Below are 20845 nucleotides of genomic sequence, written 5' to 3' on the forward strand. Positions count from 1 at the left end.
AAAGAACACAAAAGACCAAGCAAGCCGAAGCTCAAGATCTCTCGAAATAAACCCCAGATCAAAACCAGATCAACCAGCCAGACCCAAAGCGGAGGCGCTGATTAATGCGCCGCCAAAATCGTGTCAACCCAAAAACCAGAGGCTCTCGAAACCGACACGCTCACACCCAAAAAACCAAAAGCAGGCCGCCCGACAGTCGCCGGACACTTCCCGCAGATTGTTCAGAAGATGCGAAGGCCACCGAGCTGCTTCCGCGGCCGGCGCCGATGAACAGGGATATACGGAGACAGACCGGAGACGTCAACCGGAAAAGTTCGGAGCCGGCGAAAATTTCGTCGGCGACCCGATCCCGCTCTCCGGCCTTGGCTCTCACTCGAACGGGTCGGACTCCTGCGCTACTCTGCCTGCAACGCATACGGAACAAAGCGAGACTCCACTGCGACAGGAGGTTTCCCATGGCATCCACCGTTTCGATCGCACGGGCTGACGCCATAGCGGCCGGCAAACGCGGCCGTATCGGCCCGCGAGGGCTTCTCCTCGTCGTCACGGCCTCCGCGCTGGCGCTGGCCGTTGTTCTAGGGCCGGGCACCGCGTCTTCGACGGTCGAGCCCGACCTCGCGCGCCTGCTTCGCTACATGGCTCTCCTGAAGGGCCTCTTTGCCGGGATCGCGTTCAGTTTCGGCTACTGGCGGCTGGCACGGCCGGCGGCGTTGTGGCGCGAGGTCGTCTATGTCGTCGGGCCAGGTGTCATGGCCGGCGCGGCGCTCTGCCTGTGGCAGCTTCAATCTGCCGGCCTCGCCGCAGCCGGCCTGCATATCGGGCTGTTCGCCCTGGTTGCCGCGGCGCTTACCGACCGCGACTTCATCGCGGGGCTGCGCCGCCGCTCGGCATGAAAGCCCCCTCCCCTCTTCGCGGCCTCGCGTCGCGGCGTGCACGGACGAGCAGAACCAGGGCCGACTCCACGATGGCGTCGGTCCAGGCATCGAGGGGACGTCGCCTCCGGATCCGATGAGAGCCCGACCGGCGCGACAGATCGGGAAGAGGCGGAATGTGTAAAAAGATCGCCGGGCAGCCTTCCGACAGGACGCGATAGTAGCTCGCGTTGCAGAGGTATCGCCCGGCATCGCGCGATGCGATCGCACCGACGCGGCGCAAGGGGATGCGGAGTTGCGCCGCAATTGCGCTTCTGCGCTCGTGAGGTCCGTCCAGGTCGAGGGTGAGCTGGCGCGCGACCTTCCCGGAAGCGTCGGGGAACAGCCGGCTCGCGCGATTGACCGCCCTTCCCTCGATGCGGATGCACCTGGCCCGCCGGGCGATGCCGATCATCAGCACCGCGTCGGGTTGCTCGGCCAGAGCCGGCTCCAGTTCGGTGGAAAGCGCCGAGTAGGACGTCGTCAGGATCAACAGTTCCGGCGCCGTCCCCATCACGCGCCGCAGGCGCGGTGAGGCGGCGATGCGCCTTGCCAGCGTCGCACTCGGATTGATCGGCACACCCGGAAACGGCCCGAACCCGGTGACGAGCAGGCGCGGTGGCCTCAAAGACCGATCAGGTCCGAGATCGCCTGCGCACCGGCCGCCGGCGAATGCTCGCCCCGCGCCACCGACTTCTCGGCCTCCGCGGTCGCCTTGCGGACATCGACGCTGCTGGTGAGCTTCTGGTGCAGGCGCTCGTGGACCAGCGCCCACATCCACTTCACGTCCTGCTTCTTGCGCCGCTCGAAGATCTCGCCCGTGGCGGTGAGCTTCTGGCGGTGATCCTCGATCTTCGACCAGAGGTCATCGAGCCCCTTTCCGTGCAGCCCCGAGATCGTGACGACCGGCGGCGACCATGTCGCCGAGGCCGGCGTCAGGATGTGCAAAGCCGCGCGGTAATCCTGCGCGGCGACCTTCGCCCGCTTTTCGTTCTCGCCGTCGTCGGCCTTGTTGACCGCGATCATGTCGGCGAGTTCGAGAATACCCTTCTTGATGCCCTGGAGCTCGTCGCCGGCACCGGGCAGCATCAGAACCAGGAAAAAGTCGGTGAGATCGGCCACCGCCGTCTCGGACTGGCCGACGCCGACCGTCTCCACCAGGATCACGTCGAAACCCGCAGCCTCGCAGAGCAGCATGGTCTCGCGGGTCTTGGCGGCGACACCGCCGAGGGTGCCGGACGAGGGCGAGGGCCGGATGAAGGCGTTCCGGTCCTGCGCGAGCTGCGCCATCCGGGTCTTGTCGCCGAGGATCGAGCCGCCGGTGCGGGTCGAGGACGGATCGACCGCGAGCACCGCCACCTTGTGGCCGGCCTTGGTCAGCTGGCTGCCGAGCATGTCGATCGTCGTCGACTTGCCGACACCCGGCACGCCGGTGATGCCGACCCGGATCGCCTTGCCGGTCTCGGGCAGCACAGCGTCGATCAGGTCGCGCACCGCGGCGCGGTGATCGGCCCGCCGGGACTCTGCGAAGGTGATGGCGCGGGCGAGTGCCGCGCGGTCTCCCTTGAGCAGCCGCTCGCGGATGTTGTCCATGTCGGGAAGAGTAGGCGCCATGGCGCTCTTCATGCAGGGCGCAACGGCGTTCGTCGAGGGGGCAGGCCGGTCGGATGTGGCGCTTCGGGCACGGAGACGGCGTCGCGCACAGGATCCCCTGTCGATTGCCTCGTCATGGCCAAGATCGTGCCGCACATGATCTGCGAGAAGCTGGGCGCGCACGCGTCTGCCCGGCGATTGAGGACATCGCACGATGAGGTGGCATAGTTTGCGACCGACGAGAGCCGAGGCGGATGCGCCGACACGGCGCTCCGTCGTCCGGATCGCCGCCCTGTTCGGAGCTGCGGCGGTGACGCCGGGCCTTTCGGGCTGCATCACCGACGGACTTTCCACCGGCACGGTCGGCACGGCACCGCGGGACCAGTCCGCCCTCGACGTCAGCCCGGTGCTGCTCGTCGCCACAACCCGCAAGGCGGTGAACGGCGGTACCAAGTCTCCGTATTTCGGGTCCGAACGCGGCCGGGGCCTGAGCTTCGCCGAGGTGCGGATCTCCGCGCCCGACCGCTCGTTCGTCGGCAAGGTCTCGGCCGTCGTCAACGGCGATTGGGGCATCCGGTCGATTCCGCAGGTCGAGACGGGGGCCAACGCGGCGACGGCCTTCTCGCAGGCGGCCTTCGGCCGGGACGTGCTGATCTATGTCCACGGCTACCGCGAGAGCTTCGAATCCTCGGCGCTCAGCGCCGCGATGCTCTCCGACGGCATCCGCTTCCGCGGGGCGTCGGCGCTGTTCACCTGGCCCTCGGCCGCGGCGACCTTCGATTACGGCTACGACCGCGAGAGCGCGATGTGGTCCCGCGACGCCTTCGAGGATCTCCTGAAGGCGCTCGCCGCCTCGCCCTCGGGCGGCCGCATCAACATCGTCGCGCATTCCATGGGCACGCTGCTGACCCTCGAGACCCTGCGGATGCTGCGGGCGGAGGCGGGCGAAGCGGCGATGGCGCGGATCGGCGCGGTGGTGCTCGCCGCCCCCGACATCGACATCGACCTGTTCACCAACGCGGTCGAGCGGATGGGGCCGGACGTCCACAAGATCACGGTGATTTCCTCGACCAACGACCGGGCGCTCGAGCTCTCGGGCGTGCTCGCCGGCGGAACCCGTGCGGGCGCCGCCGACCGCGGCCGCCTGGAAGCCCTCGGCGTTCGCGTCGCGGACGCATCCGATTACGGCGGCGGCCTGATCAACCACGACCTGTTCCTGTCCAATCCCGAGGTGCAGGGCGTGGTCAAGCGCGCGATCTCGCGCGGCAGCGGCGCCTGAGTCTCCGACGCGCATCAGCCTGCGGATCGATCGGGCGCGGGGGCGGCGCAGGACGATTTCGGGGGTGACTCAGGGCCGGAGGCGTGGTTTGCCCGCGGCGGGCGCGGCCGGCGCCCGATACGGAGCGCTATGGGCATGTTCACTCTCGAGATCGATGGCAAAGCGATCGCTGTCATCAATGCCGACGAAGAGACGGCGCGCGATCTGTTCACCTGCGATGGTTTCAAGGAAGACATCGGCACGATGAAGAGCGCGGGCACCCCGCTCTGGAACGGTACTTCCGAACTGATCATCCGCGCCTCGACGGAGGACGAGACCGACGAGTTCGAGCAGGCCCTGTCCGAGGACGACGGCAGCGGCGACTTCGAGGACGATGCCCACCATCAGGATGCGGACGCGAAGGCTCCCGAGGCCGACGCAGACGATGAAGACGACGAGGACGAAGACGAAGCCGACATCGTCTTCCTCGTTGAGCTCGACGACGACGCCGACGACGCGGACCACCTCGACGCCTGAACGAAAAACGGCCCCCGGATCGGGGGCCGTTTCTTTTTCCGAAAGCGTTTCAGCTACAGCACCACGACCTTGGCGCCGACCTCGACCCGGCTGAACAGGTCGATGGCGTCCTGATTGATCATCCGGATGCAGCCGGACGACACGCTCTTCCCGATCGATTGCGGCTCCGTGGTGCCGTGGATGCGGAACAGCGTGTCCTTGTTGTTCTGCCAGAGATACATCGCACGGGCGCCGAGCGGATTGCCGGAGCCGCCGGGGACGCCGACGCCGCTCTGAAGCTTCGAGACCTGACTCTTCAGGTCCGGCCGGCGCTCGATCATCTCCTTCGGCGGATACCAATCCGGCCAGGCCTGCTTCGAGTTGACGGTTGCGGCGCCCGACCAGGAAAAGCCCTGCTTGCCCACGCCGACGCCGTAGCGCCGAGCCCGGCCGTTCGGCAGGACGAGGTAGAGGAAGTGGGCTCGCGGATCGACGACGATGGTGCCGGGAGCCTCGTTCGTCCGGTAATCCACCTCGGCCCGCAGGAAGGTCTGGTTGAACTTCTTGTAGGGGATAGGCGGCACCGTGAAAGGCTCGCCCTCGACGGGGCCGTAGGCACGGGCGTAGTCGACCGGACCGTTGTCGACCGGCCGCTCCGGCACCGGATAGCCGGCCTGCTTCGGCGCGGGCCGCGCCTCGACGGCCGGCGCGCCCTGGGGCGGCGGCTCGCCGTAGCGCTCCGCGCGGCGGCGGGCGTATTCGTCGGCGTCGAGAGCGGCGCTCGGATCTTCCACGGGCCGGCCGTTCACGACGGGACCACCATAGGGAACGTACTGCCCGGCGCGCTTGCGATAGAGCTGCCCGTTCTGGTCCTTGTAGAGGCGGGCGTCGTCGTAGCCGCCGGCCGTCTGCGCGAGCCCCGGACCGGCCAGGCCCATCAGAGCGAGGCTGGACGCGGCGCCGATGAGAAGCTTGCGGCGGTTCGAGGACTGGGTCGGTTTGAACATCGGATTGCTCGACGAAATCGATTGCGGCGACGACCGGGACCTCGTGGGCCGTCCATTCCCAGTTCGGGGACGGTCGTCAACTCAACCCGTCTGATAGCAAGAAAGCCTGTTTCAGTGCTGCAACAGCGGGGCTTTATCCATACGTTCGCCGGATGGCCGATATGCGGCAAAATCAGTCAAAGCCGCCGCATCAGCGTGTCTCTTTTACCAGCATATGGCGAAAGTGTGGATGTACACAGCAACTCACAGGCGAAGGTGATTGAAAAGACAGGCGTCCCGACGACATGGGATCATGGTCACACCGTCGACCTGGGAACGCCTCCCGTGCCTGATTTTTCGCGTCATCGTCTCCGCTCGCTCGTCGTATTTGCGATCGGGGTGGCCTGCCTTCCGGCGGCTCCGGCGGAGGCCGCCAGACGCCTGCAACCGAAAGCCGTTCACACCGCGAAGGCACCTGGAGTGCCGCCTGCAAAATCCGCACGTCTCGACACCGAGTCTCTCGAGGCCAAGGCCGCCGAGATCAAATCGGCCTCCAAGGAACCGGCAGGGGTCTGGACCTCCGGCGAGCAGGAGCGGGCCTGCTTTCGTGGGCGGCGCAAGCTCTGGCAGGCCGGCGAGGGGTGGGTGGTGAAGAAGGTCAACCTCTGTCCGTAGAGAGCGATTTCGCCACGCGGCGCGGCATTCGCACAAAATTGAAGCGTAGGCTGCCTTTGGATCGGACATGCCCGTTTCCGAGGCGGTCCAGCGCTTTCGATGACCGGCCTCGTGCGTGTGGATGATCGATCGGTGTTGCGGTCTCCCGACTGGTCGTAGGCCGTCCCCTCCTTCTGCAGCATCTCCTACTCTCGGCATAACTTGGCACGGTTGCTGCCTTGCAACCGCCTGCCGCCTCCATTGGCGAGGTGGCACGCGGGGCAACGGCGCCTCGCATGCGGACGGCGACGAGGCCGGACTTCGCATGAGCAGCCCGTTCTCCGCGGAGACGGGCCGAGTCCACGTGACAGCCGAGAGACGAGCACGCCCATGGCCAGCTTCAAGACCGTGATGAAATCCGGTCACCCTCCGACCCTGTTCGCCGCCTTCCTCTATTTCGATTTCTGCTTCGCGATCTGGGTTCTGAACGGCGCCATGGGCCCTTTCATCACCGAGACCTACAAGCTCTCGCCGGCCCAGACCGGCTTCATGATCTCTCTGCCGATCCTGGCCGGCGCGATCATGCGCTTTCCCCTCGGCGTGCTCGCTCAGTACATCGGCCGTAAGAACGCGGCGATCACCGAGATGAGCATCATCATCCTGGCGATGGCCTACGGCTTCTTCTTCGTGTCGAGCTACAACGACGTGCTGGCGATGGGCGTGCTGCTCGGCATCGCCGGCGCCTCGTTCGGCGTCGCGCTCTCCCTCGGTTCCGGCTGGTTTCCGCCGGAGCACAAGGGCCTCGCCATGGGCATCGCCGGCGCCGGCAACTCGGGCACCGTGCTCGCCGTGCTGTTCGCGCCGCCGCTCGCCCAGGCCTATGGCTGGCAGGCCGTCTACGGCTTCGCCGGAGTCGTGATGGTGATCCCGCTGATCGTGATGATCATCCTCGCCAAGGAGCCGCCGGACACCGAACACCAGTCCTTCAAGGAGCATATCTCCTGCCTGTTCACGAAGGACGGCTGGGCCTTCTCGCTGATCTACGTCATCACCTTCGGCGGCTTCATCGGCCTGTCGAACTTCCTGCCGACCTTCTTCTACGAGCAGTTCGCCGTGACGAAGGTGGAGGCCGGACGCCTGACCATGCTCGCGGCCTTCATGGGTTCGGGCATCCGTATCGTCGGCGGCTATTTCGCCGATCGGATCGGCGGCATCGCGGTGCTGTCGGTGGTGCTGCTGGCCGCGATCGGCTCGTTCCTGGCGCTGACCTCGACGCCTTCGCTTGCCGTGACGACCATCCTGTTCATGCTGTGCTTCGCGGCGCTCGGAGCCGGAAACGGCGCTCTGTTCCAGCTCGTGCCCCTGCGCTACCCGACCAACACCGCCGTGTCTGGCTCGATGATCGGCGAGATCGGAGCACTCGGCGGCGCGATCCTTCCGAACGTGATGGGCATCTCGAAGCAGTACACGGGTGCCTTCGCGACCGGCTTCGTCATCTACGCGGTATTCGCGGCGGTGGTTCTCGGCTGCCTGTTCCTTTGGCAGAAGAAGTGGGTCGGCAGCTGGGTCGGCCCACGTGGCAAGGTCATCGACCCGACCCCGGAGCAACTCCAGGCCGCGGGACGGCTGGAGCCGATGGCGGCGTAAGCCGAACAGCATCGACCGATCGACGGGGGCCTCGCGGCCCCCGTTTTCGTTTCGGGCGTCAGTCCGTTCCCGCCGAGACCGTCGCGAAGGTCAGAAGGTCGACCTGCCTGGCTCCGCCCCGCAGAAGGGCGCGCGAGGCGGCATTGCCGGTGGCGCCGGTGGTCGTGACGTCGTCGATCAGCAAAACGCGCCTCCCCGCGAGGCGGGGCTTTGCTGCCGCTGGCACACGGAACGCGCCCTGCAGGTTCTCGGCTCGCTGAGCACGCGTCAGCCCGACCTGCGGCCGGGTGCGTTTTACACGGACGAGTGAGCGGGTGTCGCAGGGGATGCCGGACATCCGCGCCACGCTGCGAGCGAGGAGCGCAGCCTGATTGAAGCGGCGGCGCCAAAGCCGGAAGGCATGGAGCGGCACCGGCACCAACAGGTCGGCCTCGGCGATCAACTCGGCTCCGGCGGATGTCATCATCCGCGCCATGGCCCGGCCGAGATCGAGCCGGTCCCCGTATTTCAGGCGATGGACGAGGTCGCGCGCGGTGCCGTCGTAGAGCGCGACGGCACGGGCGCGCTGGAACACCGGCGGCTCGGCGATGGCGCGTGGGCTGAGAAGCGACCCGACACCGAGGTCGACGGCGAAGGGCGTGCCGAGCCGCTCGCAGAACGGCCGTTCGATCAGGCGCAGACCCGACCAGCAGGCTGGGCAAAGGGCATGCGGCTCGGCCGTCGCCGAGCCGCATCCGATACAGGTCGGTGGATAGACCAGCCCGAGCGCGGCACCGAGCGCCGCGCGAAGGCCGCCGGAAGGCAGACCGAAGGTCAGCGCGAGGGCTGCTGCTGCTGCGCCTTGTCCTTCTTGTTGGCGTAGTGACGCCCGACCATGCAGCCGCCGGCCGCGCCGATCACGCCATGTCCGGCGGCGTGCCCGGCGAGGCCGCCGACGATCGCGCCCTTGATGCAGCCCTTGGCTTCGGCCGTGACGCTGAGCCCGATGACCGCGAGGGCGAGCGTTGCGACGGTGAGAATGCGTTTCATGGAACTCTCCTGGCCCTGAGGCGGATCAGCAACGGCGACCGCCGGTTTCGGTTCCGGTCTCGGGCATCCATGAGCGGGGCCGGATGATGCGGCTCACCCTGGCGGCGAAGCAAGAGCTGCCCCATCTCCGGCGGACGATGAACCAGCCCACGCCCCTGTTCGACCCAGCTCTGCTTCGGCAGCGCCTCTCCCGGGCGCGGCGCGATGGCTATGCCGACTTCTTGATGGCGCGCGCGATCGACGATGTCGATGAGCGGCTCGGGACAGTGCTGCGCCGATTTCCCCTGGCACTCGACCTCGCCACTCCGATCCCGGCAGCCACGCGATGGCTGCGCGGAAGTGGCCGCACCGACGCGGTCGTACGCCTATCCCCCGTACCCGAACCGGGCGAGCCGCTTTGCCTCGTCGGCGATCCGGAAGCCCTGCCCTTCGGAAACGTCCCCGAATTCGATCTCGCGGTGTCGCTACTGGCGCTGCATGCGGTCAACGACCTGCCAGGCACGCTGGTGCAACTGCGCCGCGCGCTCAAGCCTGACGGCCTCTTCATAGGCTGCCTGCTCGGCGGGGCGACGCTGACGGAGCTGCGGCAGGCCTTTCAGCACGCCGAAAGCGAGATGGAGGGCGGCATCAGCCCGCGCGTGGCACCCTTCGCGGAGGTGCGCGATCTCGGCGGCCTCCTACAGCGCGCCGGCTTCAGCCTGCCGGTCACCGATTCCGAGCGTGTGACGGTTCGTTATGCCGATCCCTTCGCGCTGACGCGGGATCTGCGCGCCATGGGCCTGACCAACGCGCTCACCGAGCGCCGCCGCACGCCCTTGCGCCGCGCGACGCTGCTGCGCATGGCAGAGATCTATGCCGAGCGCTTTTCCGACCACGACGGGCGGCTCCGCGCCACCTTCGAAATGATCTGGCTGTCCGGCTGGACCCCGCACGAGAGTCAGCAGAAGCCGCTCAAACCCGGCAGCGCCAAGAGCCGTCTCGCCGATGCCCTGGGAACCCCGGAGCATGTGGTGAGCGGTCGAGAAGGAAACCCGCGATGAGACAGCCCGGCCCGGACCACCCGATCACCATCACCGCGCATCCGAAGCGCGTGCGCGTCGTCGTCGGCAGCACCGTCGTTGCCGACAGCACGCACGCGCTGGCGTTGAAGGAGGCGAGCTATCCGGCCGTCCTCTACATCCCGCGCGGGGACGCGAACTGGGAGCTGTTCGCCCAGAACCCGCGCTCGACGCACTGCCCCTACAAGGGCGATGCGAGCTACTACGACCTCACGATCGACGGCACGACGAAGGCGGCGGCGGTCTGGAGCTACGAGGCGCCCTTCCCGGCCGTCGCGGCGATCAAGGACCACCTCGCATTCTATCCGGACAAGGTCGACGCGATCGAAGAGATGCCTGCCTGAGGGCTCAGACGTCGTCGATGTACGCCCAGAAACCGGACTTGTGCCGGTGGGCTTTCCGGAGGGTCGCCTGACAGGCCGCATGATCGGGCTGCAGGTCTCCCGCGTGCCGGAGCCGGAGAGCACCTGCACGAACTGATCGAAGCCGTGGCTGTGTATCGTCGCCTGCGGGGCTCACAACCTGGACGAGGCTGACCGCCGTGCCTGCCATCTCGCGCTTGCGGACGCCGTTCGGCGCGACGCTCTGCGCGACCTCGGACCAGGACCGGCAGTGCTTGTTCATGGGACGGTCGCCGGAGCGATACCCAGCCGACGTTGAGGCCGAGGCCGTGGAGACCAGGGGCCGCAACGCGCCGTCAGGGCCCGAGCAGGTCGACCAGAAACGGGATGAGCGGCGCATCGGCCGGCGGCATCGGCATCTCCCGGAGCGCGCCGGGGCGAACCCACTTCAGCGCCTGCCCCTCCATCGATCGCGGCGTGCCCTGCCAGCGGCGGCAGATGTAGAGCGGCATCAGCAGGTGGAAGTCGGGATAGGCGTGGCTCGCGAAGGTCAGCGGGGCGAGGCACGGCTCCTCGACCGTGATCCCGAGCTCTTCCGCGAGTTCGCGGATCAGCGTCTCCTCGGGCCGCTCGCCGGGCTCGACCTTGCCGCCGGGAAACTCCCAGAGGCCGGCGAGCTGCTTGCCGGGCGGGCGCTGCGCCAGCAGCACGCGGCCATCGGTGTCGACCAGGGCGACCGCGACGACGAGGAGCAGGCGCATCGGCGTCGGGTCAGTCACGGCTTGATCGCGAAAACCGCCTCGACTTCGGCGCTGGTCTCGATGGTGCCGGCCTCGACCGGAACCGCGTTCCGGCCGCGCGGCGCGGCCGACTTCGCCATCGCTGCATAGGGCATCGGGCGCGACGCTTCGGTGCGTGGTGGCGAGACGATCGACAGGGCCGGACCGACCGTCACGCCGGCAGCCTCCGCAAGCCGCTCGGCTTGTGCGCGCGCATCCTTCATCGCGGCGACCTGCACGGAGGATTGCACGGAAGCCGGATTACGCAAGCCGAAGCTGACGCCGTGGATGCGGTTCGAGCCGGCATCGAGCGCCCTGCGCATCAGCTCGCCGAGCTTGGGCATATCGCCGAGGCGCACGACGACGCTATTCGAGGCGGCATAGCCGTCTGCTTTCTCCGTCATCGTACCGTCGGACCCGCGGATCTGGCGGGTCACAGGCTGCAGCGTCACCGAGGAGGTGCCGATATCGGCCTCCGGCACGCCGATCTCCTTCGCGGTCGCAATGATGCCGCGCGCCGCGTTGCTCGCCGCGTCGAGGGCGGCGGCGGGCGTCGCGCCCTTCGCTTGCACCCCGATCTCGACCGCCGCGAAGTCCGGCGGCGTCTCGATCTGCGCCCGGCCGATCACGCTGATCCGGCCGCCCGTGTCGTCGTCGCCAGCGAAGGCGGGCACACAGAGCGCGAGGCCGAGCAGACCGGTGAAGGCGACGGCGTACGGCTTCACGAGCGGTAGTCCCCGTTGATGGCGACGTATTCCTTGGTCAGGTCGCAGGTCCAGATCCGCGCCCTGCCCTGTCCGAGGCCGATCTCGACCTTCAGCGTGATCTCCGGCGCGCGCATCACGGCGCTCGCAGCCTCTTCGCTGTAATCGGGATCACGCGCGCCATGGTGGGCGACACGCACGTCGCCGAACGAGATCGTCAGGAGGTCGCGATCGGCCGGCTCGCCGGCCTTGCCCACCGCCATGACCACGCGGCCCCAGTTCGCGTCTTCGCCGGCGATCGCCGTCTTCACCAAGGGAGAGTTGGCGATCGACATGGCGATGCGATGGGCCGAGGCGTCGCTCTCCGCGCCCTCGACCTCGACGGTCACGAGCTTGCGGGCACCCTCCCCGTCCCGGGCGACGAGCTGAGCCAGATCGATCAACAGGTCGTCGAGGGCGGCGCGAAAACCGGCGAGCCGCGGATCGTCGGCGCGGTCGATGGCGGCGTTGCCGGCCTTGCCCGTCGCGAACAGCAGCAGCGTATCCGAGGTCGAGGTGTCGCCATCGATGGTGACGCAGTTGAAGCTCTTGTTGGTCCCGGCCGTCAGCAACTCGCTCAGCAAGGCCTGCGGCAGCGCCGCGTCGGTGAACACGAAGGACAGCATCGTCGCCATGTCGGGCGCGATCATGCCGGCGCCCTTGGCCATGCCGTTGATCGTCACCGTGCGGCCGTCGATCTCGGCTTTGCGGGTGGCGAGCTTCGGAAACGTGTCGGTGGTCATGATGGCACGAGCCGCCGCCTCCCAGGCGCGCGGGCCGTCGTCGGCGCGGCTCGCACAATCCGCGAGCACACCCTCGAACTTGCGGGCATCGAGGGGCTCGCCGATCACGCCGGTGGAGGCGATGAGCACCGCCTCGCGCGCGCAGGGGGCGGCCTTCGCGGCGATGTCGGCGGTGAGCGAGACGGCCTCGCGACCTTTCAGACCGGTAAAGGCGTTGGCGTTGCCGGAATTCACCACGAGGGCGCGGGCCATACCGTTGCCGGCGGCGAGCGCCTCGCGGCACCAGTCGACGGCTGCCGACGGGCAGCGCGAGCGGGTGAACACGCCGGCAACCGTGGTGCCCGCATCGAGCGAGACCCAGAGCACGTCGGTGCGGCCGGCATAGCGGATGCCGGCCTGCGCCGTGGCGAGGCGGATTCCGGCGATGGCGGGAAGCTCCGGGGTGGTGCTCGGTGCCAGCGGCGAGACGGGCGTTGCCGTTGCGGAAGCCATCGATTCTCCACTCAGTTTCCGGGCCGCTGAAACCAAACGCGACCGCGACGTGTTGCCCCGGGTCCGCTGCGGGCGTCAACCGCCCCGGCGGCTTGTTGCTGCGCCGCCGCATCCGCCCGCGACGCCGTGCAGAAGGGACGGGTGAACGGGCCTGGAACTTGAATAATCTGCCCCTGGGGCGTAGCGTATTGCAATGCAACCAAAACCGGTGACCGGACGAAAAGACCGACGGGACGGACCGATGAATGGCTCGGCTTCGAAGCGCGCTGAAGACTTCCGGCCCGCGGCATCGGGCTCGGACGAGTGCGACGTACAGGGCGGCTGTTACGGAATTCAGGTTCTCGTAGCAGGCCGTCGAAAACACTGGCGTGACGAAGTCAGTGCCGAAATCCGTCGGGCCGGCTACAGCGCGACGTCCGTCGATTGTGCCGTCGATGCGCTCACCATCCTGGCGCTCGGTCTTCCGATGGACGTGCTCGTGACCGACGCGGAGCTGCTCGGCGACCTGCGCTGTGCCCGCCTCGCCGTCGAGGCCCGCGCCCTGCGGCCCAACCTCGGCATCGTCTTCGCGAACGACAGAGAAGATGCCGACATCACGGACCGCGTGCCGGATGCCCTGGTGATCCCGCCGGGCGCCCAGGACGGTGTGCTGGCCGTCACGGTCCGCGAGGCGCTTCAGGCCCGGATCTGACGCGCACCTGCGGCGCCGGGCTCCAATCGCTTTTGCTCCGCGCGACGCTATGATCCGCTCCGAGAACACGATCCCGGAGACGGCCATGACCCTGCTGCGTCGCGAATGCCTGATCCTGCTCGGTGCCCTGGCTGCCACGAGCGTGCGGGCCGCAGAAGAACCCGGCGCGAATGCCCGCGGGTTTTCCTTCGATAAGCCGGGCGGTGGTGTGCTTCCGCTCGGCGACTACGCGGGCAAGCCATTGCTCATCGTCAACACCGCGACGGCCTGCGGCTATGCTGGCCAGCTCACCGGGCTGCAGGGCCTCTGGACCCGCTTCGGCGAGCGTGGATTGACGGTGATCGCTGTACCCTCCCCCGATTTCGGAAACCAGGAGCCGCTGGACGGCGCCGCCATCGCCGATTCGGCCCGCAAGAATCATGGCGTGACCTTCCCCGTCGTCGACAAGACACACGTGCGAGGGCCGACGGCGCATCCGTTCTACCGCTGGGCCGCCGCCGAGAAGCCGGGGCAGACCCCGCAATGGAACTTCCACAAGTATCTCGTCGGCCGCGACGGTTCGCTTCGGGCGTCCTTCCCGACGCCGGTGGACCCGAGCGACCCGCGCATCATCAGCGCCATCGTCGCCGAGCTCGGTTCGGCCTGACGTCGGATCAGCGCGTCACGGCGATCAGGCCGAGGATCAGCCCCGACACCAGCAGGATGACCTGCACGCCGTAGGCCGAGAACCAGTCGGCCACGCTCATCGGCGCGGCCGTCCGCCTGGAACGTCCGCGGGCGGTCGGAGGCGGTCGGCGGAGCGGGGTGCTGCGATCCCGCGGTGTGCGGGAGCGCGGCGTCGGACCAAACCACGGGATCGATCCGGCCGCATCTGCGGCGGCGGCTCGGAGGGATAGTTCGAGGCGAACGGATCCGAGGGCAGTCCCGTTGCGGTCAGGCCTACGGTGCTGCCGGGCATGCCCTGGGCGAGGGCTGGGCTCGCGGCGAGCGTTGCCATCACGATCAGTCCGGTTCTTAGCGCGCGCATGTTGCAGCTTTCCGCATCCTCGGGATCTCGCAGGCGGGATCTCGCAGGATGGTAGGGCGGCATACCATATGCCGACAGTCCGGCGTGGTGCCGCGCAGACGGCGCGCCGGCGGGGAGACGAGGCATGACTTCACAAGGATCGGACCCGCAACGATTGGACCCGCATCGCTTCGAGCATGGCGGCAACAGCTACGAGGTTCTGTTCGAGCGGACGCCCGAGGGCTGGGTCGGCCGCATCCACTGCGAAGGCACCGACAAGGTCCAGGTCATCGGCTTTCCGGTCGGACCGGGCTTCGACCCGGACGACGTGCGCGGATCGCTGATCGCGGGTTGCGAGGCCGCCATCGCCCGCTTTCCCGGCCCGGCACCCACGCGTCACTGAATCGAGACGTCAGTGGAACCGCCTCGTCCGCGATGCGGTTCGCGCCCAGAGCGATCAGGGAGACGACCATGAGCGAGATCACCTACCACGTCATCGAGCATGACGGCGGCTATGCCTACAAGGTCGGCGGCACCTTCTCCGAGACCTTCGCGAGCCACGACGAGGCGCTCGACGCCGCCCGGATCGCGGCGGCGGAGCAGCGTCGGCCGGGCTCGACCGAGACGATCGCCTATCAGGACAGCCAGGGCCGTTCGCATGTCGAGACGGCGAGCGGCGACGACAGGCCGGAGACCAAGGTCGACGATTAGACCGAACGGCTCCACGCCCAGCCCAATGCGGACGGCCCAGCCACAACCGCGCGATGTTCCCGGTGAGCGTCGTGCGGCGGCTTCCAACTCGCAAGCGCTTGGTGTATTGCGACCGCCAAGGCGAATTCACCGCGCCGAATCGCTTGCCGTCAGGACGTTCCGCTCGGGAAGATCCCCGGGGCTTGGAGCGCTTGGCGGTTTTGCCCGTCGAGCAAGGCGACCCGTCGCGGTCCGCAGATTGAACAGATAAGAACCCGAAGGATCACGTCAGTTGCAGGTACTCGTTCGCGACAATAACGTCGACCAAGCGCTCCGCGTCCTCAAGAAGAAGATGCAGCGCGAAGGCATCTTCCGTGAGATGAAGCAGCGCAAGGCTTATGAGAAGCCGTCCGTGCGCAAGGCCCGCGAGAAGGCCGAGGCCGTCCGCCGCGCCCGCAAGCAGGCGCGCAAGACCGCCATCCGCGAGGGCCTGATCGCCGCTCCGAAGCCGAAGCCCCGTACCGGCGGCCCGCGCCGTCCCGGTGGCTTCCCGTCCGCCGCTCCGTCGGCTGGCGGCGCGCCGGGTGCAGCGCCTGCGACGAACCTCGCGTCCTGATCCAAAGGCCGGCCGGGCCCCGCAGCCCGGCTTGTTCGTGAAATCAGATTTCAGGCCCGGCCGCTCGGCGGTACGGGCCTGTTTTCGTTCGGCGCAAGCGATGCGTGGCTAGTTCATTCCGGTTGATCCGTTCGTTGCCACGGCCCTTTCCCGGACGCCTGCAGCGGAGCGGAAGGTGATCCGGGATCCAGCCTGACAAGGGCCGCGCCAGCGGCTCGATACGAATGGCACAGACGTAACGACGCTCCGCGCCTTGTCGTGCCGGGCCCCGGATCGGGTTCCGCTGACGCTCCACAGGTCCAGGGAAGGGGCGTGGAAACTGAGGGAATCAACCAAAAACGGTATCAGGCGGTCTTCGCGGCGATCGTAGCCCGGTCGGCCTGAACCAGCACGTCGAACGCCCGCCAGGGCTTCTGCATGAACACGGCGCGGCGCGGCAGGGACACGTTGCGGTCGCCGGCACTGCCCGACGTCACCACCATGCGCACCTCCGGCCAGCGCTTCTCCACCGTGCGCGCCAGCGCGAGTCCGTCCATCCCGCCCTGCAGGCCGACATCCGCGAATAGAAGCGCCACGTTGACGTCCGGTCGCTCCAGCACCGAGAGCGCGGCCTCCGCGCTGGTGCAGGCGATGACGTCGAGGTCGGTCTCTTCGAGAACCGCGGAAGCGAGGTTGCGGACGGCGTCGTCGTTCTCGACGACGAGGGCCACCGGACAATCGGCGGAGTCGTGCTGGGCCATGGGATCTCCTGTTGAGCGCGCGGATCTGCCGATGCTGCAGGCAAGGTGTCGAAGCATCACGCGCGAGCGAAAGCGTCACCGAGGCTCTCGGATACTGCTCTGCTCGGCGCTGCCGTTCGGCGAATCGATCTGTCACCTATCGTCGAATGCCGTGTGGCCTCCGGTCAACAGGCGAGATCATTTCCACGTTCAGCCATGCTCGCAGCGCAGTGCCTGACAAGAGGGCGCCGTCGGCGGGAGGCGATCGTGGTTAACGGTCCGTTCACCGTATCGATCGGAGTGTAAGGCTTCCGCAACGATGCTCCGGCCAGCGGCCCGCGTCTTGCAGTTGTTCTTGCAGTTGTCCCAGTCAAGATTTCCGGCGGGCGGATCCAGGCCCGCGCAGGAATGGGGGTTTGCGTCAGCCATGTGCCGCTTCCTCGCCTACCTCGGTGAGCCGGTCTTCCTCAACGAGCTCGTCTGCGCGCCGACGCACTCGCTCGTCCATCAGTCGCTCCACGCGACGGAAGCCAAGACCGAGACCAACGGGGACGGCTTCGGCGTCGGCTGGTACGGCGAGCGCCGCGAGCCCGGCATCTACCGCGACATCTCCCCAGCCTGGTCGGACGAGAACCTCGTCAATCTCTGCTCGCAGGTGAAGGCGCGCGCCTTCTTCGCGCATGTCCGCGCTTCCACGGGCACGGCCACGACGCGGTCGAACTGTCACCCCTTCGCGCATGGCCGTCACCTGTTCATGCACAATGGCCAGATCGGCGGCTATCATCGCATCAAGCGCCGCCTCGAAGCGCTGATCCCGGACGAATTCTACGACAGCCGTCGCGGCACCACGGATTCCGAAGCGATCTTTCTGTTGGCGCTCGCCAACGGACTGGCAGACGATCCGATCGGCGCGATGGAGACGACCTTTGCCACCGTCCGCGAGCTGATGCAGGAGGCCAAGATCGCCGAGCCGCTGCGCTTCACCGCTCTGCTCACCAACGGCCGTACCCTCACCGCCTTCCGCTGGGCCTGCGACGGCCGCCCGCCGAGCCTGTACTATCGCGAATCCGAGACCGGCATCGTCGTGGTGTCCGAGCCGATCGACGGCTGCCGCGAAGGCTGGACGATCGTGCCGAAGGGCGGAACGCTTCAGGTGACGCGGGGCCGGCCGGCCGTGATCTCGAAGGGTGGGCAGGCCAGCCGGATCGCCGCCTGAGCCCCATGCATTGGCTGGGGCTTCGCCCTCTCCTATCTGGAGGGCATCGTCTTCCGATGCATAAGGCTCTTCCGGATGGACCATTCCGTTCAGCTCCACATCGCCGGTTCCTGGCGCGACGGCGGTGAGCGCGCGACGCTCGCGAACCTGAACCCCGCCACCGGCGAGACCGTCGGGCAGGTCGCCGTCGCGACCCAGGGCGATCTCGACGAGGCGCTGGCGGCGGCGGATCGCGGCTTCGCGGCGTGGCGCAAGGTTTCGGCCTTCGAGCGCGGCAAGGTCCTGCGCAAGGCCGCCGGCCTGCTCCGCGAGCGCGCCGAGGACGTCGCCCGGTTGATGAGCGCCGAGCAGGGCAAGCCGCTGGCGGAAGCCCGCATCGAGACAGCGGTCGCCTCCGACATCATGGAATGGTTCGCCGAGGAAGGCCGCCGCGCCTATGGCCGCGTGATCCCGGCGCGCGCCGAGGGCGTGCTGCAATTCGTGGTGCGCGAGCCGATCGGGCCCGTCGCGGCCTTCACGCCCTGGAATTTCCCGATCAACCAGGCCGTCCGAAAGATCTCGGCGGCGCTCTGCACCGGCTGCTCGGTCATCCTCAAAGGGCCGGAGGACACCCCGGCGAGCTGCCGCGAGCTGGTGCGCGCCTTCCTCGATGCCGGCGTGCCGGGCGACGTGCTCGGGCTCGTCTTCGGCGACCCCGCCGCGATCTCGGGCTACCTGATCCCGCATCCGATCATCCGAAAGATCTCGTTCACCGGCTCGGTCCCGGTCGGCAAGCAGCTCGCGGCGCTCGCCGGACAGCACATGAAGCGGGCGACGATGGAGCTGGGCGGCCACGCCCCGGCAATCGTGTTCGACGATGCCGATGTCGAGACCGCCGTGAAGGTGCTCAGCACCAATAAGTTCCGCAATGCCGGCCAAGTCTGCGTCGCCCCGACCCGCTTCCTCGTCCAGGACCGCGTCTACGACCGCTTCGTCGAGGGCTTCCTTGCGGCGGCGGAGGCGATCCGGGTCGGCAACGGCCTCGACGACGCCACCACCATGGGCCCCTTGATCCACGGCCGGCGGCTGGAAGCGATCGAGGGTCTCGTGGCCGATGCCGAGGCCAAGGGCGCGCGGCTCCGAACCGGCGGCAAGCGTATCGGCAATCGCGGCAACTTCTTCGAGCCGACCGTCTTCACCGACGTGCCCCACGAAGCCCGCGCGATGAACGAGGAGCCCTTCGGCCCGGTGGCCCTGATCAACCGATTCACCGACGACGACGAGGCCTTGCAGGAGGCCAACCGTCTACCCTTCGGCCTCGCATCCTACGCCTATACCCGCTCCGCGAGCCGGGCGACGCGGGTTGCAGCGGGGATCGAGGCCGGCATGGTCTCGATCAACCACCACGGCATCGCCCTGCCGGAGACGCCTTTCGGCGGCGTCAGAGATTCTGGCTATGGCAGCGAAGGCGGCTCGGAGGCCATCGAGGCGTATCTGACCACGAAGTTCGTCACGCAGGCGAACCCGTGAACGGACGCCGGCACATGCTCGTTGAAGGGGCGTGCCGGCATCCCGCCTCACCGCTCCTCGGGTCGGGTTACGGCAAGGTCGTGGGCCAACATCCGTCATTATAATTCCGACATGTCGAAACCGACTTGAATCACTCCTGAACTTTTCTGCAGGCAACCTTCCTGCAACCCTTGCGTTGCCCAGCACAATCCTCTGACGCGAAGGACAGCTTGGTCCGCGAGCTGCTCCCAGGAGTGCTCGCAATGCTGTACCTCATGCATGAGGCGCGTAATCTCATGCTCGCTCCGGTCCGCATGGCGGCCGAAGCGACGAAGATGGCCTGCGAGAACCCGCTCCATCCGTTCTCCTACATGCCGAACCGCAGCGCGATTTCGGCCGGCTGCGAGATGTTCGAGCGCACCACCCGCACCTACGCCAAGCCCGCATTCGATTTGCCCGCCCCTGAGCGCGTCGTCTGGGAAAAGCCCTTCTGCCGCGTGCTGGCCTTCGGCGACGACACGACGAAGCCGAAGATGCTGCTGGTGGCGCCGATGTCCGGCCACTACGCCACGTTGCTACGCGGCACCGTCGCCGCTTTCGTCGATACGCATCAGCTCTTCATCACCGATTGGACCAACGCCCGCGAGGTTCCGCTCTCGCAGGGTGCTTTCGCTCTGTCGGACTACATCGACTACTGCATCGAGATCTTCGAGGCCTTGGGGCCGGACCTGCACGTCACGGCCGTCTGCCAGCCCTCCGTGCCGGCGATCGCCGCGATCGCCCGGATGGAGGAGGACGGCAACCCGCTGGCGCCACTCTCCGCCACGCTGATCGGCGGCCCGATCGACACCCGCCATGCGCCGACGGCCGTGAACACGATGGCTCGGGACAAGGGCATCCGCTGGTTCGAGACGAACTGCATCCAGCGCGTGCCGGGGGCCCATCCGGGCGCCGGCCGCGCGGTCTATCCCGGCTTCCTGCAGCTGATCGGCTTCATGAGCATGAACCCCGAGCGCCACGCCGGCTCGCACTGGGACATGTTCGACCATCTCGTGCAGGGCGACGGCGATTCCGCTGAGAAGCACCGCCGGTTCTACGACGAGTACCTCGCCGTCATGGACCTCACCGCCGAGTTTTACCTCGAGACTGTCAGCAAGGTCTTCATCGACCACAGCCTGCCGAAGGGTGAGCTGATGCATCACGGCCGCGCGATCGACCTCGGCGCCATCCGGCGCTGCAGTCTGATGGCGGTCGAGGGCGAGAAGGACGACATCACCGGCATCGGCCAGACCCGTGCCGTCCTCGACCTCGCCACGAACCTGCCGGGCGAGAAGAAGACCTACCACCTGCAGGCGGATGCCGGGCACTACGGCATCTTCAACGGTTCGCGGTTTCGGGCCGAGATCGTGCCGAAGATCGTCGCCTTCATGGAAGCCAGCACCGCCGGTTCTCACGGACACGACGTCGCGGCGATCGTCCCCTGGGAAGCGAGGTCCGACCGCTTCCGCATCGGTCACCCACACCCGCTGCGTGTCGAGCATCCGTCGAGCGAGCACCGTTGGCATGCAGGCCTCGCCACCCATCGTGGCGGACGGACGGCGAAGAGCCCGGGCGCCGAGAAACGCTCCGTCACCGAGCGACCGGCGCGGGCGAGCTGAGCACGGTTCGA

24 protein-coding genes are annotated in these 20845 nt (G+C 67.7%); 15 read left to right on the forward strand and 9 right to left on the reverse strand.

Going from position 1 to position 20845, the window contains the following annotated elements:
- Nucleotides 1-455 precede the first annotated feature (455 nt).
- A complete protein-coding gene (locus FV217_RS02625; RefSeq protein ID WP_147814027.1) occupies nt 456-893 on the forward strand; it encodes a hypothetical protein in 438 nt (145 codons plus the stop codon).
- Here FV217_RS02625 and FV217_RS02630 read toward each other — a convergent pair.
- Together FV217_RS02630 and meaB are read right to left on the reverse strand one after the other, a co-directional pair.
- On the reverse strand, nt 862-1539 hold the full coding sequence (locus FV217_RS02630) for a peptidase C15 (RefSeq protein WP_147814029.1): 678 nt from the start codon (nt 1537-1539) through the stop codon (nt 862-864). The two genes, FV217_RS02625 and FV217_RS02630, sit on opposite strands and share 32 nt — an antisense overlap.
- Nucleotides 1536-2525 (reverse strand): methylmalonyl Co-A mutase-associated GTPase MeaB, encoded by a 990-nt coding sequence (gene meaB, locus FV217_RS02635; RefSeq protein WP_147814031.1) that lies wholly within the window; start codon nt 2523-2525, stop codon nt 1536-1538. The genes FV217_RS02630 and meaB overlap by 4 nt, the downstream gene beginning before the upstream one ends.
- A gap of 193 nt (nt 2526-2718) precedes the next feature.
- On the opposite strand from meaB, the gene FV217_RS02640 reads away from it, so the two are divergent.
- Together FV217_RS02640 and FV217_RS02645 are read left to right on the forward strand one after the other, a co-directional pair.
- Complete coding sequence (locus FV217_RS02640) at nt 2719-3783, forward strand: alpha/beta hydrolase (protein WP_147814033.1); 1065 nt, start codon at nt 2719-2721, stop codon at nt 3781-3783.
- A gap of 135 nt (nt 3784-3918) precedes the next feature.
- The gene (locus tag FV217_RS02645; RefSeq protein ID WP_147814035.1) at nt 3919-4299 is read left to right on the forward strand and encodes a hypothetical protein; all 381 of its coding nucleotides are present in this window, start codon (nt 3919-3921) and stop codon (nt 4297-4299) included.
- A 53-nt stretch (nt 4300-4352) separates the two neighbouring features.
- On the opposite strand, the gene FV217_RS02650 is transcribed toward FV217_RS02645, so the two are convergent.
- Nucleotides 4353-5285: a L,D-transpeptidase gene (locus tag FV217_RS02650; protein ID WP_147814037.1), complete on the reverse strand. Its 933-nt coding sequence runs from the start codon at nt 5283-5285 to the stop codon at nt 4353-4355.
- A gap of 114 nt (nt 5286-5399) precedes the next feature.
- Here FV217_RS02650 and FV217_RS02655 point away from each other — a divergent pair, with 114 nt between their 5' ends.
- Together FV217_RS02655 and FV217_RS02660 are read left to right on the forward strand one after the other, a co-directional pair.
- Nucleotides 5400-5939 carry a hypothetical protein gene (locus tag FV217_RS02655; RefSeq protein ID WP_147814039.1) on the forward strand — a complete coding sequence of 180 codons (540 nt, stop codon included), beginning with the start codon at nt 5400-5402 and terminating at the stop codon, nt 5937-5939.
- 369 nt (nt 5940-6308) lie between these two features.
- Nucleotides 6309-7565 (forward strand): MFS transporter, encoded by a 1257-nt coding sequence (locus FV217_RS02660; protein WP_147814041.1) that lies wholly within the window; start codon nt 6309-6311, stop codon nt 7563-7565.
- A gap of 58 nt (nt 7566-7623) precedes the next feature.
- Here the strand turns inward: FV217_RS02660 and FV217_RS02665 are convergent, their stop codons facing one another.
- Complete coding sequence (locus FV217_RS02665) at nt 7624-8382, reverse strand: ComF family protein (protein ID WP_147814043.1); 759 nt, start codon at nt 8380-8382, stop codon at nt 7624-7626.
- On the reverse strand, nt 8379-8594 hold the full coding sequence (locus FV217_RS02670) for a hypothetical protein (protein WP_147814045.1): 216 nt from the start codon (nt 8592-8594) through the stop codon (nt 8379-8381). Before FV217_RS02670 ends, FV217_RS02665 begins: the two co-directional genes overlap by 4 nt.
- Nucleotides 8595-8731: 137 nt before the next feature.
- On the opposite strand from FV217_RS02670, the gene FV217_RS02675 reads away from it, so the two are divergent.
- The gene (locus tag FV217_RS02675) at nt 8732-9634 is read left to right on the forward strand and encodes a methyltransferase domain-containing protein (protein WP_147814252.1); all 903 of its coding nucleotides are present in this window, start codon (nt 8732-8734) and stop codon (nt 9632-9634) included.
- On the forward strand, nt 9631-9996 hold the full coding sequence (locus FV217_RS02680; RefSeq protein ID WP_147814047.1) for a DUF427 domain-containing protein: 366 nt from the start codon (nt 9631-9633) through the stop codon (nt 9994-9996). Before FV217_RS02675 ends, FV217_RS02680 begins: the two co-directional genes overlap by 4 nt.
- Nucleotides 9997-10349: 353 nt before the next feature.
- Here FV217_RS02680 and FV217_RS02685 read toward each other — a convergent pair whose 3' ends face one another.
- Genes FV217_RS02685 through argJ form a run of 3 tightly spaced genes read right to left on the reverse strand, consistent with a single transcriptional unit; the run spans nt 10350 to nt 12750 of the window.
- On the reverse strand, nt 10350-10754 hold the full coding sequence (locus FV217_RS02685) for a (deoxy)nucleoside triphosphate pyrophosphohydrolase (protein WP_147814254.1): 405 nt from the start codon (nt 10752-10754) through the stop codon (nt 10350-10352).
- A gap of 14 nt (nt 10755-10768) precedes the next feature.
- On the reverse strand, nt 10769-11497 hold the full coding sequence (locus FV217_RS02690; RefSeq protein ID WP_147814049.1) for an SIMPL domain-containing protein: 729 nt from the start codon (nt 11495-11497) through the stop codon (nt 10769-10771).
- On the reverse strand, nt 11494-12750 hold the full coding sequence (argJ, locus tag FV217_RS02695; protein ID WP_147814051.1) for a bifunctional glutamate N-acetyltransferase/amino-acid acetyltransferase ArgJ: 1257 nt from the start codon (nt 12748-12750) through the stop codon (nt 11494-11496). Before argJ ends, FV217_RS02690 begins: the two co-directional genes overlap by 4 nt.
- Before the next feature lie 241 nt (nt 12751-12991).
- Here argJ and FV217_RS02700 point away from each other — a divergent pair, with 241 nt between their 5' ends.
- The 5 genes from FV217_RS02700 to rpsU all read left to right on the forward strand — a co-directional run bounded on the left by FV217_RS02700 (nt 12992) and on the right by rpsU (nt 15753).
- Nucleotides 12992-13441 (forward strand): histidine kinase, encoded by a 450-nt coding sequence (locus FV217_RS02700; RefSeq protein WP_238232897.1) that lies wholly within the window; start codon nt 12992-12994, stop codon nt 13439-13441.
- Nucleotides 13442-13526: 85 nt separating this feature from the next.
- Nucleotides 13527-14087 (forward strand): glutathione peroxidase, encoded by a 561-nt coding sequence (locus FV217_RS02705; protein WP_147814053.1) that lies wholly within the window; start codon nt 13527-13529, stop codon nt 14085-14087.
- 505 nt (nt 14088-14592) lie between these two features.
- Nucleotides 14593-14850: a hypothetical protein gene (locus FV217_RS02710; RefSeq protein WP_238232895.1), complete on the forward strand. Its 258-nt coding sequence runs from the start codon at nt 14593-14595 to the stop codon at nt 14848-14850.
- Nucleotides 14851-14918: 68 nt separating this feature from the next.
- The gene (locus FV217_RS02715) at nt 14919-15158 is read left to right on the forward strand and encodes a DUF2188 domain-containing protein (protein WP_147814055.1); all 240 of its coding nucleotides are present in this window, start codon (nt 14919-14921) and stop codon (nt 15156-15158) included.
- A 271-nt stretch (nt 15159-15429) separates the two neighbouring features.
- Nucleotides 15430-15753: a 30S ribosomal protein S21 gene (rpsU, locus tag FV217_RS02720; protein WP_147079807.1), complete on the forward strand. Its 324-nt coding sequence runs from the start codon at nt 15430-15432 to the stop codon at nt 15751-15753.
- Between the two features lie 344 nt (nt 15754-16097).
- Here rpsU and FV217_RS02725 read toward each other — a convergent pair whose 3' ends face one another.
- Nucleotides 16098-16493: a response regulator gene (locus tag FV217_RS02725; RefSeq protein WP_147814057.1), complete on the reverse strand. Its 396-nt coding sequence runs from the start codon at nt 16491-16493 to the stop codon at nt 16098-16100.
- 406 nt (nt 16494-16899) lie between these two features.
- Here FV217_RS02725 and FV217_RS02730 point away from each other — a divergent pair, with 406 nt between their 5' ends.
- The 3 genes from FV217_RS02730 to phaZ all read left to right on the forward strand — a co-directional run bounded on the left by FV217_RS02730 (nt 16900) and on the right by phaZ (nt 20834).
- A complete protein-coding gene (locus tag FV217_RS02730; RefSeq protein ID WP_147814059.1) occupies nt 16900-17688 on the forward strand; it encodes a class II glutamine amidotransferase in 789 nt (262 codons plus the stop codon).
- A 75-nt stretch (nt 17689-17763) separates the two neighbouring features.
- Nucleotides 17764-19197 carry an NAD-dependent succinate-semialdehyde dehydrogenase gene (locus tag FV217_RS02735; protein ID WP_147814061.1) on the forward strand — a complete coding sequence of 478 codons (1434 nt, stop codon included), beginning with the start codon at nt 17764-17766 and terminating at the stop codon, nt 19195-19197.
- A 242-nt stretch (nt 19198-19439) separates the two neighbouring features.
- Nucleotides 19440-20834, forward strand: coding sequence for a polyhydroxyalkanoate depolymerase (phaZ, locus tag FV217_RS02740; RefSeq protein WP_147814063.1), 1395 nt, complete (start codon nt 19440-19442; stop codon nt 20832-20834).
- Nucleotides 20835-20845 lie beyond the last annotated feature (11 nt).

The organism is Methylobacterium sp. WL9 (assembly GCF_008040035.1).
Classification (GTDB): domain Bacteria; phylum Pseudomonadota; class Alphaproteobacteria; order Rhizobiales; family Beijerinckiaceae; genus Methylobacterium; species Methylobacterium thuringiense.

Coding starts and splice junctions, on each gene's coding strand:
- FV217_RS02735 (WP_147814061.1), top strand. CDS start 17,764: ATGGACCATTCCGTTCAGCTCCACATCGCCGGTTCCTGGCGCGACGGC.
- FV217_RS02685 (WP_147814254.1), bottom strand. CDS start 10,754: ATGCGCCTGCTCCTCGTCGTCGCGGTCGCCCTGGTCGACACCGATGGC.
- FV217_RS02715 (WP_147814055.1), top strand. CDS start 14,919: ATGAGCGAGATCACCTACCACGTCATCGAGCATGACGGCGGCTATGCC.
- FV217_RS02650 (WP_147814037.1), bottom strand. CDS start 5,285: ATGTTCAAACCGACCCAGTCCTCGAACCGCCGCAAGCTTCTCATCGGC.
- FV217_RS02725 (WP_147814057.1), bottom strand. CDS start 16,493: ATGGCCCAGCACGACTCCGCCGATTGTCCGGTGGCCCTCGTCGTCGAG.
- FV217_RS02730 (WP_147814059.1), top strand. CDS start 16,900: ATGTGCCGCTTCCTCGCCTACCTCGGTGAGCCGGTCTTCCTCAACGAG.
- FV217_RS02670 (WP_147814045.1), bottom strand. CDS start 8,594: ATGAAACGCATTCTCACCGTCGCAACGCTCGCCCTCGCGGTCATCGGG.
- FV217_RS02660 (WP_147814041.1), top strand. CDS start 6,309: ATGGCCAGCTTCAAGACCGTGATGAAATCCGGTCACCCTCCGACCCTG.
- FV217_RS02675 (WP_147814252.1), top strand. CDS start 8,732: ATGAACCAGCCCACGCCCCTGTTCGACCCAGCTCTGCTTCGGCAGCGC.
- FV217_RS02705 (WP_147814053.1), top strand. CDS start 13,527: ATGACCCTGCTGCGTCGCGAATGCCTGATCCTGCTCGGTGCCCTGGCT.
- FV217_RS02700 (WP_238232897.1), top strand. CDS start 12,992: ATGAATGGCTCGGCTTCGAAGCGCGCTGAAGACTTCCGGCCCGCGGCA.
- argJ (WP_147814051.1), bottom strand. CDS start 12,750: ATGGCTTCCGCAACGGCAACGCCCGTCTCGCCGCTGGCACCGAGCACC.
- FV217_RS02680 (WP_147814047.1), top strand. CDS start 9,631: ATGAGACAGCCCGGCCCGGACCACCCGATCACCATCACCGCGCATCCG.
- FV217_RS02625 (WP_147814027.1), top strand. CDS start 456: ATGGCATCCACCGTTTCGATCGCACGGGCTGACGCCATAGCGGCCGGC.
- meaB (WP_147814031.1), bottom strand. CDS start 2,525: ATGGCGCCTACTCTTCCCGACATGGACAACATCCGCGAGCGGCTGCTC.
- FV217_RS02640 (WP_147814033.1), top strand. CDS start 2,719: ATGAGGTGGCATAGTTTGCGACCGACGAGAGCCGAGGCGGATGCGCCG.
- FV217_RS02710 (WP_238232895.1), top strand. CDS start 14,593: ATGACTTCACAAGGATCGGACCCGCAACGATTGGACCCGCATCGCTTC.
- FV217_RS02645 (WP_147814035.1), top strand. CDS start 3,919: ATGTTCACTCTCGAGATCGATGGCAAAGCGATCGCTGTCATCAATGCC.
- phaZ (WP_147814063.1), top strand. CDS start 19,440: ATGCTGTACCTCATGCATGAGGCGCGTAATCTCATGCTCGCTCCGGTC.